The following is a 19,336-nucleotide window of genomic DNA, read 5'->3' on the forward strand; positions in this document are numbered from 1 at the left end:
AACGCAGCGAGGAATATAAAAGAAGAAGGGATTCGCCTTCTTCAACATGTACCCGTACTGATCTAACTATCTTTTGTACCGCAGGAACGGTGGGGTGTGCCTGTCAGCATCATGTGTGCTGTTTGTCGAGTTTTTGGACAATGGAGAAAGTGTAAGACGTTCGTAAGGGGATTTAGAAACTTGCGACTTTAGTCGTGAGAGGTTCATGGAAGTACTCAGAATAATTTTGAAATCGAGTCAGCAAACATCATATATTTACAAATTTAACCGCACAGTGCCAACTCGTGTGGTTTTTGTTATTCCGTTTAATAAAAATATACTAAATCATTCTATGTAAAATAAAGGTAATTTTGGTAACGATATAGAAACTAACTATGACAAAAAGCGTCAAAATGAAAGGGGAAAGTATGGAACAGTTACTGAAAGGCAAGAAAGGACTTGTTCTTGGGGTGGCAAATGAAAATAGTATTGCTTGGGCGATTTCCAAACGATTAGCTAATGAGGGTGCTGATCTAGCTTTTACCTATCAAAACGAAAAGACAGCCACGTATGTCATTCCATTATTTCAATCAATTAACAGTTCTTTTTATGAACAGGTAGATTTAAGAAATTCGGAGCAGGTAGCAGCTGTCATTGATAAACTTAGTTATCATTTTAATGGTCAGCTTGATTTTATTGTTCATGCTGTTGCAGGAGGACCTAATAAAGGAGAGCTGTCAGGAAAGTATATAGATGTTTCTTTAGAGGGATTTGTTAATTCGATGGTGATTAGTGTGTATTCACTTACAGATATTGTTAAACGAACCTATCATATGATGAAAGATCGGAATGCCTCGATTATTACGATTTCGTATTACGGTTCAGAAAAAGTGGTGAAAAACTATAATGTTATGGGAGTAGCAAAGGCTGCGCTAGAGAGCAGTGTAAGATATCTTGCTTCAGATTTAGGCGAGTATGGCATTCGTGTAAATACGATATCACCTGGAACGGTAAAAACACGTGCAGCCAGTGGGATTGGTGATTTTGACCAATTAATTAAATACACAAGTGAACATTCTCCATTAAAGCGGAATGCCACACTTGAAGAAATCGCAAATTCATCCCTTTTTCTATTAAGTGAATTGAGCACAGGAATAACGGGACAAACCATTTATGTTGATGCCGGATACAGTATAAAGGGAGACAATCAATAACGGAAACGCACCAAAGGGGAGGAACGTTTATGCAAAAAGAGTTAACATATGAAGACATTCAAATAGGGGATCGTGCTGTTTTTTCTAAAACTATCTCGGAATTTGACATTTATCAATTTGCAGGTATAACAGGTGATTTTAATCCGATGCATATAGATGAAGAGTTTGCTGATAAGACCATTTTTCAGGATCGAATCGCCCATGGGCTTTTGACAGGTAGTTTTATCTCTACTGTGCTTGGCATGAAGCTTCCAGGACCGAACTCCATCTATTTATCGCAAAGCTTTCGATTTACGGCACCGGTTAAAATTGGTGATACGATTAAAGCGGAAGTCGAAGTAATTGAAAAACAGGATGACAGGAAATATATCAAATTAAAAACACGGGTCTGGAATCAACGACGAGAAATGGTGGTCGATGGGGAAGCGATGGTTATGAAAAAACAGTTAGACAGACAAAAGGGACCTATAGATGGAGAAACTTCTGCGGTAGATAAACACTAAAACAATTTGTAAGCGCTGATTCCTAGTTAAAATTTTTCCTTTATGGGATAAAAGGATAAAATGGTAAATAGAAAAGGAGTGTGATTGACTTGAAATATCAAGATACTTGGGATTTGGATACTATATTTCCCGGAGGAACGAAATCACCGGAATTACAGAAAAAATTACATACGATTAAAAACGAGATTCAAGACTATCAAAAGCAAATCCACGAATGGAGCTTTTCGGACAACCAATCAGCAGAGCCGTTAAAAGTGTTATTAAAAAAGCAGGAAAGCATTGAAAAAGGATTAGGCCAAGCTGGTTCCTTTGTGCATATGTGGCAAGATGCTTACACAGATGATGAGTACGCAAATGTAGTGATGGGACAAGTAATGGACCTATCAAGTGAGGTCGAAAATCTTTCGACTGTCTACACAAAAAAACTAGTCGCCATTTCTGATGAAGATTGGCAGAACCTTCTGCAGGATTCTGAATTAAGCGAGGTTTCCTTTGCTTTAAATGAAATCCGGGACCAAGGGAAACGTTTGTTGTCTGAGGCAGAAGAAAAGATTATCACTGATTTAAATAATGATGGTATTTCAGGCTGGAGCCGTCTGTACGATACGGCTGTTTCCATCATGACGATTCCATTTACAGATAAAGAGGGGAATACAAAGGAATTTTCAGTAGGTCAGGCAATGAACCGGATGTATTCCGATCCAGACCCTGAAGTCCGCAAACAGCTTTTTGAAAATTGGGAAGCGGCATGGACTAAATATGCCCCGATTTTTGCGGATACATTGAATCACTTAGATGGCTACCGGATTACACTGCAAAGAGCACATAACCGGGAGAACTTCTTGGATGAGCCTTTGGAATATAACCGGATGTCAAAAGCAACCCTTGATGCCATGTGGACTGCTGTTTCTAATCATAAGCAACCGTTCATTAACTTTTTAAAGCAAAAGGCCAAAATTCTAGGTATGGAAAAATTAGGCTGGCAGGATGTGGATGCACCTGTTGCTTTTGGAGAAGTGAAACCACCGAGTTATAGCTATGACGAAGCCTGTGACTTTATCATTGAAAACTTTGCTACCTTTGGACCTAAAATTTCCGCTTTTGCCAAACTCGCCTTGGAAAATCGCTGGGTGGAGGCTGAAGATCGTCCGAAAAAACGTCCGGGTGGCTACTGTGAGGAGCTTCCGGAATTCCAAGAATCACGTATTTTTATGACCTTTACAGGATCTCCGTCAGATACTAGTACGTTAGCCCATGAGTTAGGTCATGCTTTCCATAGTTATGTCATGAGGGATTTACCGGAATTAAACCGCAATTATGCGATGAATGTTGCGGAAACAGCTAGTACCTTTGCTGAGACGATTATCAGTAATGCTACGGTAGCGAATGCCAAAACAAAAGAAGAAAAAATGACCCTATTAAATACAAAAATGGAAAACGCGATTGCGATGTTTTTAAATATCCACGCCCGTTTTCTATTTGAAAAAGCTTTCTATGAAGAACGTTCAGAGGGGATTGTATCAGAACAAAGGCTGAATGAATTAATGCTCAATGCGCAAAAAGAAGCCTATTGCGACAGTTTGTCAAGCTACCACCCGCATTTCTGGTGCAGCAAACTGCATTTCTTTATTGATGATATTCCTTTTTACAATTTCCCATATACATTTGGATTTTTATTCAGTTTAGGTATTTACGCGGAATTCCTAAAAGACTCTAAAGACTTCGAGGATAAATATATTGCCTTGCTGCGGGACACGGGTTCGATGAAAGTGGAAGAACTAGCGATGAAACATTTAGGTGTAGACCTGACTAAACCGCACTTTTGGGAAGCAGGTATTGAGTTAATGGAGAAGGATGTCGAGGAGTTTATTCAGTTAACAAATGAAGTAATAGGATAGGCAACTCAGGATTATACTAGAAACCGCACAGTGATTTGTTTTCATTTGTGCGGTTTTTTGTTTTAAAAGACTTTTAGCCACGATTGTTCTATCATTCCTCTCCAATCGTTCTATCATCTTATGACTATAGGAAATCTACAGAATGAATGGAATATTCCGTAGATTTATGTCATTGTTTAAAAAATTAAGATTTTTTAGAATAGTATATAGAAAGGGCTTTCAAAATGTCTGTCTGCATGAATGTGAATGGGCAGAGAGATGGTTTTGAGTTATCTGAATTTAATTTAAGGGAGTGGAGACAAAATGATATTTAAATTGTCAGAGGAACATGAAATGATTAGAAAGATGGTTCGTAACTTTGCAAAAAATGATGTTGAGCCTACAGCAGCCGGTAGGGATGAGGAACAGCATTTTGATCGTTCTATATTTGATGCAATGGGAGAGCTTGGATTAACTGGTATTCCATGGCCGGAAGAGTACGGCGGCATTGGAAGCGATTACCTCGCTTATTGTATTGCGGTTGAAGAGTTATCACGAGTGGATGCGTCTGTGGGGGTTATGCTGTCCGCACATACTTCACTTGCAGGCTGGCCTGTATATAAATTTGGTACAGAAGAACAAAAACAAAAATATTTACGTCCGATGGCACAAGGGGAAAAATTAGGAGCATATGGGTTAACGGAGCCTGGCAGCGGTTCAGATGCGAGCGGCATGAAAACAACCGCACGCCTTGAAGATGACCATTATGTCCTGAATGGCTCCAAAATTTTTATTACCAATGGCGGAGAAGCAGAAATTTATGTCGTGTTTGCTAGCACTGATTCTTCTAAAGGAACAAAAGGAATTACAGCCTTTATTGTTGAAAGCAGCTTCCCTGGTTTTTCAATTGGCAAGAAAGAAGACAAAATGGGCATTCGTTCATCACCAACAACTGAAATCATTTTTGAAGACTGCAAGGTACCAGTAGAGAATATTTTAGGAAATGTTGGTGAAGGCTTCAAAATTGCCATGATGACATTGGATGGCGGCCGAAATGGAATTGCTGCTCAAGCAGTCGGAATCGCTCAGGGAGCACTTGATGCTGCTACGAATTATGCGAAAGAGCGTGTACAATTTGGAAAGCCAATAGCGGCACAACAGGGGGTAGCATTTAAACTGGCAGATATGGCGACAAGTGTAGAAGCTGCAAGACTACTAACCTATCAAGCTGCCTATCTTGAATCTGAAGGTCTTCCATATGGAAAAGAATCGGCCATGTCTAAGCTTTTTGCCGGTGATACAGCAATGAAGGTAACTACCGAAGCGGTCCAGGTATTTGGCGGGTATGGATATACGAAGGAATATCCAGTAGAACGTTACATGCGTGATGCAAAGATTACCCAAATTTATGAAGGGACACAGGAAATACAACGCTTAGTTATCTCACGGATGCTGACGAAGTAAAGCTAGGCCTACCCCAGTTACTCGGTTATGCAGGATAGATTCCATTATCTTTTTAATGTGTCTGTTCGTATGGCCGAAAAACGTAAAAATAGTAATGGAGGAATACATATGAATATTTATGTAATCATGAAACGTACCTTTGATACAGAAGAAAAAGTCAATATCAATGATGGACAAGTTAATGAAGAGGGTGCGACTTTTATAATTAATCCTTATGATGAATATGCAATTGAAGAGGCCTTAGTATTAAAGGAAGAACATGGCGGAGAAGTGACAATCGTGACAGTCGGTGACGAAGAAGCTCAAAAAGAACTTCGTACGGCATTAGCTATGGGAGCGGATAAAGCAGTCCTTATTAACGATGAAGATGTGGAAGAGGGGGATGCTTATTCAACCGCAAGTATTTTAAGTGCCTTTTTCAAGGATAAAGAGATTGATATCATCCTTGCAGGAAATGTCACCGTTGATGGAAGTACAGGACAGGTAGGCCCAAGGCTTGCAGAGGAATTAGGAATGACTGCTGTAACGACCATAACAAAGCTAACTGTTGACGGAAATAAAGTAATAATTGAACGTGATGTTGAAGGGGATATTGAAATCGTTGAAACAGTGCTGCCGCTGTTAGTAACCTGCCAGCAAGGACTAAATGAACCGCGTTATCCTTCATTGCCAGGTATTATGAAGGCGAAGAAAAAGCCTCTTGAAGAGCTAGATTTAGATGATTTAGACATCAATCAAGAAGATGTGGAAGCAAAAACAAAAACAATCGAGATTTTCTTACCGCAGGCAAAAACAGCTGGAAAGGTTCTTGCAGGCGATGTTACACAACAAGTAAAAGAGCTTGCTTCGTTATTAAAGTCAGAAGCAAAGGTCATTTAACAGACGATAAAAAAGTTCTGTTCAACTAAGGGAGGGACCGATATGGCAAAAGTATTAATATTAGGTGAAATACGTCAGGGTGAATTACGAAATGTTTCCTTTGAGGCGATTGCCGCGGCAAAGCAAATAGCGGATGGAGACGAAGTGGTCGGATTATTATTGGGTGAAAAGGCGGTAAGTCTTGCTAAGCAGATGATTTATTATGGGGCAGACCGTGTGTTAGTCTCTGAACATAGCGATTTGAAATCATATACTTCGGATGCATACACACAGGTCATCATGCAGGTGATAGAAGCTGAAAAGCCAGAAGGAGTGGTTTTCGGTCATACTTCAATGGGAAAAGATCTATCACCGCGTATTACGGCAAAGCTTAAGTCAGGGTTAGTCTCAGATGCAGTAAGTCTCGAAGTAAATGGAGAAGAGGTTGTATTTACCCGTCCTATTTACTCAGGAAAAGCATTTGAGAAGAAAGTGATTAAAGACGGTTTAATTTTTGCAACCATCCGTCCAAATAATATCCCATCACTTGAAAAGGATGAATCACGTACAGGTGATGTTGCTTCGGTGAATGTTGATATCAAAGACTTGCGTACGATTATAAAAGATGTAGTACGTAAAACGACGAGCGGAGTAGACCTTTCAGAGGCAAAAATTATTGTTTCTGGAGGCCGCGGTGTAAAAAGTGCAGAAGGCTTTAAAGTATTACAGGAGCTGGCTGATGCCTTAGGCGGAGCTGTTGGGTCATCCCGCGGGGCATGTGATGCTGGATACAGTGATTATTCCTTGCAAATTGGCCAAACAGGGAAAGTGGTGACACCTGACCTATACATTGCCTGCGGTATCTCAGGTGCCATACAGCACATTGCTGGAATGTCAAATTCAAAGGTGATTGTTGCCATCAATAAAGACCCAGAAGCGAACATTTTCAGCATTGCCGACTATGGGATTGTAGGAGATCTGTTTGAAGTTGTTCCATTATTGGCAGAGGAGTTTAAGAGTGTTACAGTGAACTAAAGATTTAACAAAGATAAGGTAGTTTCATAGGGAGGAATTGATATCCTCCCGTGTTTACTTCAACCATGGGGGACGAAAGATGTTATCATTGCTGAATTTACTTGCTTTCCTAGCCGTGGCTGGATATGCGGTCTATTTATTTGTCAATCTATTATACACCCGTATTCTATTTATCAAACTTGGTAAAAAAGCAGAGTTTGAATCGAACCTGAAAGAACGCATGAATCTGATCTTAGTCAACGGTTTCGGTCAATCAAAGTTATTTAAAGATAAGAAAAGCGGTCTAATGCATGTAGTGTTATTCTATACTTTTTTTATCATTCAAGTAGGACTCATAGAACTTATTATTAAAGGATTTGTGAAAGGATATGAATTTCCTTTTGGCGAGGCGCATAAATACTTCAGTTTGCTGCAAGAGTGGGCTACGTTCCTTATGCTGCTCGCTATCGTTTATGGCTTTTACCGCCGCTATGGCGAAAAGCTAAAGCGTTTGCAATGGAAACGAAATGGCAAAGCGGCTTTTGTTTACATCGCTTTATCCACTTTAACTTTATCCATCCTGGTTACTCTCGGGTTTGAAGCAGTGATGTTAGGTCATGAACCAAATCTTGTCTATGCTCCATTCTCGGGAGCGATGGCCCTGTTGTTCTCTGGTATCGGAACAGGTGCTGGAACGGTGCTGTTCTACGTATTCTGGTGGGTTCATATGCTGACTGTCTTTACATTCCTTGTGTTTGTCCCGCAGTCAAAGCAATTTCATGAATTATTTGCGATGGTCAATATATTCTTAAGGAAAACGGGACCGGTTGGGAAGTTGAAAAAGATTGATTTTGAAGATGAGACAGCAGAATCATTTGGTGTTGGAAAAATTGAGGATTTTACTCAAAACCAATTGATTGATTTATACGCATGTGCTGAATGTGGACGATGCACAAATATGTGCCCGGCCTCAGGGACAGGAAAAACCTTATCTCCGATGGACTTAATTGTGAAAATGAGGGATCATTTAACCGAAAAAGGTGCAGCGGTTACATCAAGACAACCATGGGCACCTGCTTTTGCTTTTAAAAACACTAGAGCGAACCAGCTTGCTATAGCGGGCAGCGGTGCTGAGGAAGTGGCGGCAACGCTAGAAAATGTAAGTTTCATAGGTGACGTCATTACAGAGGAAGAAATTTGGGCTTGTACCACGTGTCGAAACTGTGAAGACCAATGTCCAGTAGCTAATGAGCATGTGGATAAAATTATCGATTTGCGCCGTTATCTTGTTCTGACAGAAGGTAATATGAACAGTGATGCGCAGCGTGCAATCACCAATATTGAACGTCAAGGAAATCCATGGGGAATGAACCGAAAGGAACGTGCCAACTGGCGTGATGCTGTCGAGGATGTAACGATTCCAACCGCAAAAGAATTGAAAAAAGCAGGCGAAGAGTTTGATTATTTATTCTTTGTCGGTTCCATGGGCTCCTATGATAACCGCAGCCAAAAGCTGACACAGTCCTTTGTGCGTCTATTGAATCGTGCAGGAATCAAATTTGCGATTCTTGGTAATGAAGAAAAGAACTCAGGTGACACACCTCGCCGAATTGGAAATGAATTTTTATTCCAGGAGCTGGCCAATGCCAATATTGAAACGTTTAGGAAGTATGACGTAAAGAAAATTGTGACGATGGATCCTCATGCTTTTAATACGCTGAAAAATGAATATCCAGAATTTGGTTTAGAAGCGGAAGTCTATCATCATACACAATTATTAGCTAAACTAGTAGAAGAAGGAAAGCTGAAGCCGAATAAGGCTGTTGATGAAGTGATTACGTATCATGACTCCTGTTATTTGGGACGATACAATAATGTATATGATGCACCGCGTGATATTTTAAAGGCGATTCCAGGTGTGAAACTCGTTGAGCCTGAACGCAAGCGTGAAACAGCGATGTGCTGCGGTGCCGGTGGCGGACGTATGTGGATGGAAGAAGATACAGGGACACGTATCAATATGGCTAGAACAGAGCAGCTTCTTGAAACCAATCCAACGATTATTAGTACAGGCTGTCCATACTGTTTAACGATGATTGGTGACGGCACAAAAGCAAAAGAAGTAGACGAAAAGGTTCACACATACGATGTGGTAGAGATTTTAGAAAAATCAATCTAAAATGATTGTATTAAGTGTTGTCAACCTTGAACATAAAGGATTGGTAGCAAAAAATGTTAAGAGTCGTGTCTCTTGAAGTTTCATACTATTCAAAATAATGTTTCAGCAAAAGGCAGTAACAAATATTGGAGGAAAGCGTAATGAAAATTGAAAAGGTTATGGTAGTTGGTTCAGGACAAATGGGAAGCGGGATTGCCCAAGTATTGGCGCAAACAGGCTACCAGGTGGTTTTGAACGATATTAAAGAAGAATTGGTTCAAAAGGGAATGTCGAAAATTGCGAAACAGCTAGACCGTGATATCCAAAAAGGCCGGAGAACAGAGGAAGAAAAAGCAGCATTGCTTTCAAAAATAGTTGTTTCAACTAATCTTGAGGATGCAAAAGATGTGCAATTGGTAATTGAAGCCGCAACTGAAAATAAAGAAATTAAGCTTGGGATTTTCCGCAAGCTGGATCAAGCTGCACCTGAACAAGCCATTTTAGCATCGAATACATCATCGCTGCCGATTACAGAAATAGCTGCGGCAACTAATCGTCCTGAAAAAGTGATTGGCATGCATTTTTTCAATCCTGTACCAGTCATGAAACTGGTTGAAGTCAATAGAGGGCTTGCTACATCAGAAGAAACTTTTTCAATCATAGAAGATTTGGCAAAGGAAATGAAAAAAGTACCTGTGGCAATTAAGGATTTTCCAGGATTTGCTGTGAATCGTATTTTAATTCCTATGATTAATGAGGCCATCTATGCCGTATATGAAGGAATTGCTTCGCCAGAAGGCATTGATGAAGTCATGAAACTTGGCGCTAATCACCCGATGGGACCAATTACACTTGCTGATTATATTGGGTTAGATACCTGCTTGGCAATTATGGAAGTTCTTTATGATGGTTTTGGAGATCCAAAATACCGTCCTTGTCCGCTTTTAAGAAAATATGTAGAAGCAGGCTGGCTTGGTGTGAAAACAGGACGTGGATTCTATGTCTATAACTAAAGGAGTACAAAAGATGAAGGATTTTAACACAATTACTTATGCGGTTGAAGATGCTATTGCGGTTATTACCATTAATCGGCCGAAGTTTTTAAATGCTCTTAATACAGAGGTGCTGAAGGAATTATCAGAAGCAGTTGATTTAATTACATCAGATGCAGCCATCCGTGCAGTGATTGTAACGGGAGCAGGAGAAAAAGCTTTTGTTGCAGGAGCAGATATAGCAGAAATGCAAATGAAGGATGTGCTTGAAGCCCGTGAATTTTCTAGTTTAGGGAATAAGATTTTTTCAAAGCTGGAAAATTTACAAAAACCAGTCATTGCCGCAGTAAACGGCTTTGCGCTTGGCGGTGGCTGTGAGCTGGCAATGGCATGTGATATTCGTATTGCCGGCCACCAGGCAAAATTTGGCCAGCCCGAAGTTGGGCTTGGAATCATGGCCGGTTTTGGCGGATCACAACGTTTAGCTCGTCTAGTCGGAGCTGGAATTGCAAAAGAACTCTTGTTTACAGGTGAGATGGTTCATGCTGAACGTGCCTATGCAATGGGACTTGTGAACCAGGTAGTTGACTCATCTGAAGTGCTGGACGAGGCAAAAAGAATGGCTAAAATGATTGCGGCCAAGTCGCCGCTTGGAGTCAGCTTCACTAAAAAAGCCGTTAATGAAGGGTTAAACCTTGATCTTGAACGAGCATTATCCCTAGAAGCAGAGTTGTTTGGTGCGCTTTTTGCAACCAAGGATCAAACAGAAGGAATGACCGCCTTTTTAGAAAAGCGGCAGGCTGTATTTAAAGGAGAATAACAGATTGAAAACATACTAGAAAAAGAGTAAACCATTACGGGGGGCTTAATATGAGTTTTCAAAGGATGTACCAATCAAAGATTTGTACGGCAGAGGAAGCAGTTCGTTTTGTTGAGCCTGGAGAGGCTGTGATTTTTCCGATTAATCCTGGAGAACCTCCTGCTTTGCTGGAGGCATTGCCATCCAATCAAAAGCTGTATGAAAACACGCTTTACAGGATGCTTCCAGGGTATCCGCTCTTAGAGAAAGGACCTGATATCATCAAGCAGGTATCCATATTTTTAAGCGGTCAAGACAGAAAGCCATTTAGTGAGGGAATCAGTGATTTACTCCCTAACCATTTTTCCGATATCCCTGCATTGTTAAAAAAAGCAGCCCCAACACAAGTGATTATGGCTGCTGTGTCTCCAATGGATGATGAAGGATATTTTTCACTAGGAACAAGTGTCAGCTATGTAGGAGATTTAATAGAGAAGGCAAAGGCGATTATCTTAGAAGTTAATCAAAAAATGCCTCGTACGTTTGGCGAGCAGAACCGCATCCATATCAGCCAGGTTACGGCACTAATTGAAAATGATTTTGATTTACCGACACTGCCTGAACCCATTTTAAATGAGAAAGATACAAAAATTGGTCAGATTATTGCGGACTTAATTCGCAATGGCGATACACTGCAAATCGGATTTGGATCTATGCCAAACGCGGTTATGGAATATTTGAAGGACCATCGTGACCTTGGAATTTATACAGAGATGCTTCCTGATAAAGTGGTAGATTTATATGAAAAAGGTGTAATCACAAATGCAAATAAAAAACTCTACAAAGGAAAGACAACGGCTACATTTGCTCTTGGTTCAAGAAGATTATACGATTTCATGGACAATAATGAGGATATTCTGATGCTGCCTTGTCAGGTTAGCAATGATCTTCGTAATATTGCACAGCTGGATCATCTTGTTTCCGTGAATTCAACTGTTGAGGTTGATTTCTACGGTCAGTGTAATTCTGAAGTGATTGGCGGGAAGTATTATTCTTCTACAGGCGGACAATCAGATTTTGCGAAAGGTGTTAGAATGACTGAAAATGGGCGCGGAATTATCTGCCTCTATTCAACGGCTAAAAATGATACCATCTCGAAGGTTGTTCCGAGGCTATCAGAAGGTGCTGTTGTCAGCACTTCGAAAAATGATGTAGATTATATTGTGACAGAGTTTGGTAAAGCAGAACTTCGCGGGAAAACGGTGCATGAACGGACAGAAGCTTTGATTAAAATTGCCCATCCAAAGTTTAGAGAGCAGCTTACGTTTGAAGCGATTAAAAAGGGTTTTCTTCCAAAGAAGAACTTTTTCATGATTTAGCCTATAATTAGGGCCAATTCTTAACTGCATCATTGCAGAAGAAGAGTTGGCCTTATTGAATTTCTTGAGTTCCATTACGAAGTACAAAAAATTCAATGAATGACATCACCAAAATCTCTTTATTAAAGTGTTAAAGAATACTACTATAAAACTACCGAACGATTTTTATTTTAATAAAGGGGATATACTGTCATATGGGGCGACCTACTTTAAATATAAATCAAAAAAATGATTTGCTATATGTGAACGATGAAAGGCATTTATTACTTCCAAGCAGTTCATTTGGAATTTTACAGCGCGATTTAATTGAACATATTGGAATTCATCGTATGAAAACATTCTTTTTTAAGCACGGCGAGAATATTGGCATCAATGACGCAATCGAGGTTATGAAGGATTCATCTATAAGTATCACTGAAAAAATTGATCATTACATTGCCCTTCGCTCGTTAAAAGGCTATGTAAAATCGACTATCCAAGAAAAAAAACTAGCTATCGAAGATGATGAAGTGACAACATTTAGGTTCAAAGGCATTTGGGAAGATTCTTTTGAAGCCGAACAGTATATGAAGCACATGGGGATTTCCAATCATCCTATTTGTTATACACTTATGGGTTATGCAAGCGGAGCAATCTCCTATATTTTAGGTAAACAGGTATTTTTTAAAGAACATCAATGTAAAGGAGAGGGAGCAACATTTTGCGTGTGGGAAGGCCGCTTGCTTTCAGATTGGGAAGATACGGATTATCAAGAGTTTCTCGATAATAAAGAACTCTTAATTTTAAAGGAACTTGAGCAAACATACGAAAAGCTTTTACATGAGAAAAACAACCTATCCATGGTGATGCAATTAGAGCAGGAGCTTACGGATCGTGTTGCAAATGGCATCAATATGAAAGAAATGTTGGGCATTGTTGAAAAGCAAATCAAGGTGCCTGTTGTGGTTGAGGATATATATCAGCAGGTTGTGTTAGTAAAGGGAGTGGCAAAAGAAGAATATGAGCCGATTAAAAAGGAATTTTTCGATGGGTTGAAAACGGAAGCACCGATTCAGACTATCGCGACAATCCAGCATTCGGAGTATACGAGACTTGTTTCACCCATTTACCTGCAGGAGAAAATTGTCGGTTATTGCTCGTTTTTATATAAAGAAAAAAAGTGCAACTATGAAATTGACTCTATGATTATCAATCGAGTGTCCACTGTCTGCTCCGTTATTCTATTAAATGAAAAAGTAAAATTGGAATCGACGGAGCGTATGAAAGGGTATTTCTTTGATGAAATTATGAATGGAAAATATCACACCGAACAAGCCATTATGAGTAAGGCACTCTTCATTGATTTGGATTTTACCAGTGGATATCATGCCATTTATCTTAAATATATAGTGCCAAACAAATCGCCTAAACATCATCCAAGAATACATAATGAGATCTATGAATCGGTTACCAAATATATGGCGGATAAAGGAATTCATGTTTTAATAGGAGAAAAAACGGACAGCTTATTGCTCCTTTTACCTGTTAAACAATTAGGTGAGAAAAAAGTAGAGCATGTGATTTATCCATTTATGTCTTATTTAAGGAAAAGACTGCGGGAAATTGTTTGGTTCGCAGGAGTAAGCTCCAAGCATGATCAAGTGCTGGATGAAGTGAAGGGGGCCTTTAAAGAAGCCTATACAGCTGTAAAGCTTTCTACAAAGGATATACCTGTCACCTTCTTTAACGAATTAGGCATACTCGGTGTGTTAGTCAATGATGAAAATAAAGAAGCAATCCGCAAGCTGGCTGAATGTGCACTAGGCGATTTATATAAAAACCTTGATCAAAATAAAGCAGAATTAATCGGAACATTGTATACGTTCCTTATTAATGGGGGGAACTTTGAACAAACAGCAGAACAATTGGCTATATCAATCAGCGGTCTCCGCTATCGTTTAAATAAAATCACGAAGCTATTAGGGAGTGATTTCCGTGATCCGGAAAGAAGATTTCATCTGCTTTTAGCATTAAAAGCATTAATTATTCTTGAAGATGATTGGATTGAAATGAAATAAATTTTGGCTATATTTAATCATAAATCTATCAATCCCACATACATTTCTAGTAATAGTAAATTTAATAGAAAGTATACTAGGTTCTAAATGGTTATACTTTACTATAAATGAAAAGAGATGGGGGAGTAGCCATGTCCGAAATCAAATACAGTCAATATGACTTAATAAATAAGGAAATAAAAGAGTTAGATGAAGGAGGTTTTGCCAATCGTTTTGTGAATTTTATTTTAACAGATAGAAGACTGCCGTTTAAAGTGAAGGTGCCAAATGATCTTTTCCAAAGGGCAGAGATCTTATGCGAAGATGTTGTAGAAATGAAAGAGAATAACAAAGCATTCACGCAAGCGGAGCTCATAGAGTATATTTTTAAGGAATTCTTGGAAGAAGTCCGGAAAAATGACGGGAATCTCCGCTCTTTTCAAATGAAATTTAATAACCGAATGAAAGATTTACCGATGATTAACGGGCAGCCATTACTCCCGCAAAAAAGAAAAACAACGCTTCATACCAAAATCGGCAGGAAAGAGGTTCGCCGGGCTGAAGTATTTCTTAAGGACTTATCATTTCTATCCAACCATGACCTAACTGTGGAAAAATTACTAGAAATGGTTTATATTGACTTTTTAAATGAATATCAGCAGGGCAGACGAAAAAAAGTTTTAAAAGAGATTATTGAAGCGATTGACCAACCATAGTAATCTATTACCTCCTTTATATTGGGAGGTTTTTTGTGTGAATTTTTTTTAGTTAGTATGATGTCATCACAGGAAATTCTTCTTAAAAAATCTCTATTATATATAAATATTCAAAAACTAAAATAATCATACTTACAGAAATTTATATTATTTAATAAAATTTTTCTTTTAGATAATCATTTTTCCTTACTTAGTGGGAATGATATAGAAGATTACGATTGATTTGGAGGTTACTATGCCTGAATTTATAGTAATTATTGGTCGTTCTATCTTGTCGTTCCTTATTTTGTTCGTTCTTGCAAGAATCCTAGGAAAAAAGCAAATTTCACAACTGACCTTTTTTGATTATGTGGTTGGGATTGCTATAGGGGATATGGCATCCACCATTTCGATTGATCCTTCCATGCATTTTTTAGATGGAGTAATTGGTTTGGTCGTTTATACGGCTTTATCATTGCTTTTCATATATGGGGCGCTTAAATCCTTTAAAATTCGAGAATTAGTTGAAAGCAGCCCATCAATTTTGGTTAAAAATGGGAAAATTATGGAAGAAAGTTTGGCGAAGCATAAGCTAACTTACGATGATTTACTGAACGGTTTAAGGGTACAAGGAGCTTTTAGCCTTTCCGAGGTTGAGTTGGCGATTTTAGAAACAGATGGTCAAATCAGTGTAATGAAAAAGCCACAGTTTCAGTCGTTAACACCAAATGATATTGGCTTAAAAGTGAGTGAGGATCATGCTCCATCACTTATAATTGTAGATGGACTGTTTATGGAAAGACGGCTGCATTATCTTGGATATTCTACAAAGTGGTTTCTAGATCAAATAAAGAAACAAGGGGCCAAAGAGATAAAGGATATCTTTCTTGCCCAGGTGAATTCGGATGGGACCGTATATGTTGATTTATATAAAGATGATCAAAAAACGCAGCAAGAAAACCATAAACCACAAATTTCAGCCCAATTAAGAAGAGTTCAGGCTGACTTGGAAAGTGTGGCTAATCAAACAAACGATAGAAACGCCAAACAAATGTATTATAATCAATCGATGGAGCTGCAAAATGTAATTAATAGGATCAATCCCTATTTAAAAGAAATTGGAGCAGGAACGTAATAAAAAGCTAACCTATTTTTATAGGTTAGCTTTTACAATCATTAGGATTGTGCATTACCCTGTGCTAAATTTAATGCTGTTTGAGAAGCTTGGAGGTCGACACTAAGCTGCTCTCCAAGGTTATTAGGATGATAATAACCTTTATCAACCATATATTTAAAAATTTGCTCATGTGTATCAATGGCATCGTTTAAATATTGTTTCAATGTATCTCTGACCTCAGGTGTTGAGGTTTCTGTTATGGCTAAAGCAAGGTTTTTAACACCTGTTTTGGCTGCAATTAAAAAGTCAGTTGCAATCACCTGATCTGTCATTCCGCCCATCCCTGTCATATTTTGTATCATCTGATTCATTGTAATTGGTCACCTCTATTCGTTATAAATTCCTGAATACGCTGAATTTGACCTTTTGTTTTTGTTACATCACTCGTTAAAATGTTCTGTAGTTCTTGATCTTGAGCAAGTCCACTCATTGTTGCTGATTTTGTCAGACATAAGTTTTTAAACGTCAGCAATTCATGCAGCTCATAGGTTTCGTGCGGAGCTAGATAGTGTGTATTCATAATAAAATTCCCTCCTTTAATCAATCACACAAAATATAGATTACCTCAAGATTAAAAAGAAATTAGAGGAGGCTACTGGAATAGCTGGATTTAAATAAAGTGTGAATAGAAGGTCTGAATGTCTATAAAAAATAAATATAGTTCTTCATCAGTGCTTAAAGATTTCTAATCATCTTTATGACGCTTTAACCCATGATTTTTCTTTTTTTGGGTATAACTAAAAATAGAGTAGAGGTTTTATGAATATAAACAACATAAGGTAACATGATAAAATATTATCCATTCTGTGAAGTAGTTAACGATAGACTATGTATTATGCATAAATGGTTTAACTTCATTCAGCAGAAATCTTCTCCTTTAATAAGTGGGGGATGAGTGCAAACTGTTCTTCGATTCAGTTGGGGTTCAAACCTAGCTGAATGAAGTTAAGCCTCCGGCGAGTCTTGCGATTTTTAAGGGTAAATTATCGAGTGAGCTCGATAAAAATCCGGACGCAAATTCGGCGGGCGAATTTGATTCAGGAGGACAACAATGAGAAGGATCAATCCAGGTTCCGTCAATTCTTACATAAAATATGGAAATCTCAAAATACCGAAGATTATTCAATGTGAGTGCCCGGGATGCAGAAAGAGAACTGAATTTATGCTTAATGCAAACTACCAGAGCAGTAAGAATGGCATTGTAACGGAATGCAGCTGTCCTGAATGTAAGAAGCAGTCTGCCTTCATCATCATGACAAGGGAAGTGGTTGATGAACAGAGTGAATATGCTGATACATATATTTACGATCTGCAGGATTCTATCCATCCTATCCACCAAATTGAGAATTTGCCTAATATTCCCAAGGATTTAATCAGAGCGTACCGTTCAGCTCTTAATGTGTATCAATCAAGAGAAACATCCGCCACAGCTGTTATGTCAAAAAGAGTGATTGAAAGTATCACCAAACACTTTCTCGGTGAACATAGTAATGGGCTTCCATTGTCAAAACAGCTGGAGCTCCTGCCTGAGCAGGTTGATTTAGACAAGCCGATACAATCACTCAGCAAGCTGTTGGAAACGGATAAGACACTCCATCGGATGCTTGAGCTGGAAACAGAAATGGACTATGAAACAACATCATTATTAATGGATTTATTGGAAAGTCTGATTGAATATCTCTTTATCCTTCCTGGGAAAATTGAAATCACAAATTCTAAATTAGCCAATAAGTTTAATTAGCTTGGCAAGTAGATAAATCTTATTAGTAGCTGCTTAATAGTAGGCAGCTTTTTCAATGAATAAATATTCTTACAATGTTCATTCGACTTGTCAATAGAACAATGTTATAACTAATGTGAAAATGGGAGGGGATAAATATGAGAAAGAATGCATTAAAGAAAAAAATAGGTCAAAGCAAAAATGTTTTTGGTACATGGATCATGACAAATAGCCTTGATAATGCAGAGATACTTGGTCATACCGGAGTTGACTTTATCATGATTGATGCTGAACATGGATCGATGGATATCGAGTCAGCTGGAAGGATGGTTTCAGTCATTAGAGGAACACAGGCTACTCCGCTACTAAGGGTTGCTGGAAATGAAAAGTCACTAATAAAAAAAGGACTTGATACTGGGGCTTCGGGAATTATGATTCCAATGGTAAATACGAAGGCGGAGGCTGAAGAGGCTGTTAGCAATTGTAAATATCCTCCTGTCGGTGTTCGAGGGATAGGAGCAGGCCGGGCTGTATTATTTGGTGCTGCAGCTGCAGAGTATGAGGATTATTATGCACAGGCAAATGAAGAGGTTTTGGTTATCCTCCAAATCGAGCATTATACAGCAGTAGAAAATATTGAAGAAATTCTCTCCGTTCCAAATATCGACATTGCCTTTATTGGTCCTTATGATTTAAGTACCTCTATGGGGCTTCAAGGACAGCTAAATCATCCAGACGTCCTTGAGAGTTGTCAAAAAGTGATTGAAGCATGTGACAAATTTAATGTGACTCCAGGAATCATGACTTGGACCGATGGAATTGAACAGCATCTGAATATGGGCTTTCAATTTCTTCTTGGCGGGATAGATGGGGCCATTCTCTATAATGGTGTAAAGCAGCTGGTAAATGAATTTAATGGATTTGCTAATTAAAAAAGCAAGTGGGGTGTCATATGCTGCAGATAGGACAACTTTTAGAAAATTGTCTTTTTTGTGGTGTTTGGCATCCTTTTAATTTTAACAGATTTCCGAAAGAAGTCTCCCATCCTCAAGGAACGATAGTGAGTAGGTGGGAGATGAATTTCGGTTAGGCGATAGCCTAAAGATTCTCGACCTATTGTCAATGATTATTATGATAGGGAAACTCGCAACCTTTCAGATGGATCTATTTGTATGACTATTTGTATGACTCACTAGGAGACGTGATGTAATGGCCACGCTTGTCCCTGTAAAGCCTGCTCTCTGTATTCTTCGATTTTCGATCTTCCCTACTTTGTATCTAGGAAATTTTTCCCTAAAAGCATTTGAATCTCTATGCAAACAAATGTTCTATTTGTTATAATGGATATATACCAAATGTTGGGAGGTGGAAACGTGTATCGAACCTTAAAAACTCCGTTTCGTGCTAGTTATACAACGATTGGGCAATTATTCGATATTCGTAGATTAAGTGGAACGATATGGAATGATTG

Annotated in this window: 17 protein-coding genes; 15 read left to right on the forward strand and 2 right to left on the reverse strand. The window is 38.7% G+C overall.

Annotation, left to right across the window (positions count from 1 at the left end; all coding sequences use genetic code 11):
- Nucleotides 1-407 precede the first annotated feature (407 nt).
- The 13 genes from F4V44_RS22615 to F4V44_RS22675 all read left to right on the forward strand — a co-directional run bounded on the left by F4V44_RS22615 (nt 408) and on the right by F4V44_RS22675 (nt 16,103).
- Complete coding sequence (locus F4V44_RS22615; protein ID WP_150442283.1) at nt 408-1,193, forward strand: enoyl-ACP reductase FabI; 786 nt, start codon at nt 408-410, stop codon at nt 1,191-1,193.
- 29 nt (nt 1,194-1,222) lie between these two features.
- On the forward strand, nt 1,223-1,696 hold the full coding sequence (locus tag F4V44_RS22620) for a MaoC family dehydratase (RefSeq protein WP_150442284.1): 474 nt from the start codon (nt 1,223-1,225) through the stop codon (nt 1,694-1,696).
- Nucleotides 1,697-1,785: 89 nt separating this feature from the next.
- Complete coding sequence (locus tag F4V44_RS22625) at nt 1,786-3,594, forward strand: M3 family oligoendopeptidase (protein ID WP_150442285.1); 1,809 nt, start codon at nt 1,786-1,788, stop codon at nt 3,592-3,594.
- A 303-nt stretch (nt 3,595-3,897) separates the two neighbouring features.
- On the forward strand, nt 3,898-5,037 hold the full coding sequence (locus F4V44_RS22630; protein WP_150442286.1) for an acyl-CoA dehydrogenase: 1,140 nt from the start codon (nt 3,898-3,900) through the stop codon (nt 5,035-5,037).
- A 108-nt stretch (nt 5,038-5,145) separates the two neighbouring features.
- Nucleotides 5,146-5,916, forward strand: coding sequence for an electron transfer flavoprotein subunit beta/FixA family protein (locus F4V44_RS22635; protein ID WP_150442287.1), 771 nt, complete (start codon nt 5,146-5,148; stop codon nt 5,914-5,916).
- A gap of 42 nt (nt 5,917-5,958) precedes the next feature.
- Complete coding sequence (locus tag F4V44_RS22640; protein WP_150442288.1) at nt 5,959-6,930, forward strand: electron transfer flavoprotein subunit alpha/FixB family protein; 972 nt, start codon at nt 5,959-5,961, stop codon at nt 6,928-6,930.
- Nucleotides 6,931-7,009: 79 nt separating this feature from the next.
- Nucleotides 7,010-9,088 (forward strand): (Fe-S)-binding protein, encoded by a 2,079-nt coding sequence (locus F4V44_RS22645; protein ID WP_150442289.1) that lies wholly within the window; start codon nt 7,010-7,012, stop codon nt 9,086-9,088.
- 140 nt (nt 9,089-9,228) lie between these two features.
- Complete coding sequence (locus F4V44_RS22650; RefSeq protein WP_150442290.1) at nt 9,229-10,080, forward strand: 3-hydroxybutyryl-CoA dehydrogenase; 852 nt, start codon at nt 9,229-9,231, stop codon at nt 10,078-10,080.
- A gap of 13 nt (nt 10,081-10,093) precedes the next feature.
- Nucleotides 10,094-10,879: an enoyl-CoA hydratase-related protein gene (locus tag F4V44_RS22655; protein ID WP_150442291.1), complete on the forward strand. Its 786-nt coding sequence runs from the start codon at nt 10,094-10,096 to the stop codon at nt 10,877-10,879.
- Nucleotides 10,880-10,929: 50 nt separating this feature from the next.
- Nucleotides 10,930-12,237: an acetyl-CoA hydrolase/transferase family protein gene (locus tag F4V44_RS22660; protein WP_223882008.1), complete on the forward strand. Its 1,308-nt coding sequence runs from the start codon at nt 10,930-10,932 to the stop codon at nt 12,235-12,237.
- A 194-nt stretch (nt 12,238-12,431) separates the two neighbouring features.
- Entirely contained in the window at nt 12,432-14,294 is a 1,863-nt protein-coding gene (locus F4V44_RS22665) for a helix-turn-helix domain-containing protein (protein ID WP_150442292.1), read from the forward strand.
- Between the two features lie 131 nt (nt 14,295-14,425).
- Nucleotides 14,426-14,989, forward strand: a complete 564-nt coding sequence (locus F4V44_RS22670; RefSeq protein ID WP_150442293.1) for a hypothetical protein — start codon at nt 14,426-14,428, stop codon at nt 14,987-14,989.
- A gap of 235 nt (nt 14,990-15,224) precedes the next feature.
- Nucleotides 15,225-16,103: a DUF421 domain-containing protein gene (locus F4V44_RS22675; protein ID WP_150442294.1), complete on the forward strand. Its 879-nt coding sequence runs from the start codon at nt 15,225-15,227 to the stop codon at nt 16,101-16,103.
- 41 nt (nt 16,104-16,144) lie between these two features.
- On the opposite strand, the gene F4V44_RS22680 is transcribed toward F4V44_RS22675, so the two are convergent.
- Complete coding sequence (locus F4V44_RS22680; protein ID WP_150442295.1) at nt 16,145-16,456, reverse strand: spore coat protein; 312 nt, start codon at nt 16,454-16,456, stop codon at nt 16,145-16,147.
- Entirely contained in the window at nt 16,453-16,665 is a 213-nt protein-coding gene (locus F4V44_RS22685; protein WP_150442296.1) for a hypothetical protein, read from the reverse strand. The genes F4V44_RS22680 and F4V44_RS22685 overlap by 4 nt, the downstream gene beginning before the upstream one ends.
- Nucleotides 16,666-17,196: 531 nt before the next feature.
- Between F4V44_RS22685 and F4V44_RS22690 the strand changes: the two genes are divergently transcribed.
- Entirely contained in the window at nt 17,197-17,886 is a 690-nt protein-coding gene (locus F4V44_RS22690) for a hypothetical protein (protein WP_150442297.1), read from the forward strand.
- Nucleotides 17,887-18,023: 137 nt separating this feature from the next.
- Nucleotides 18,024-18,797, forward strand: a complete 774-nt coding sequence (locus F4V44_RS22695) for an HpcH/HpaI aldolase family protein (protein ID WP_150442298.1) — start codon at nt 18,024-18,026, stop codon at nt 18,795-18,797.
- The last annotated feature ends 539 nt before the right edge of the window (nt 18,798-19,336 follow it).

Source organism: Niallia endozanthoxylica (genome assembly GCF_008710145.1).
Lineage (GTDB): Bacteria > Bacillota > Bacilli > Bacillales > Cytobacillaceae > Bacillus_BD > Bacillus_BD endozanthoxylica.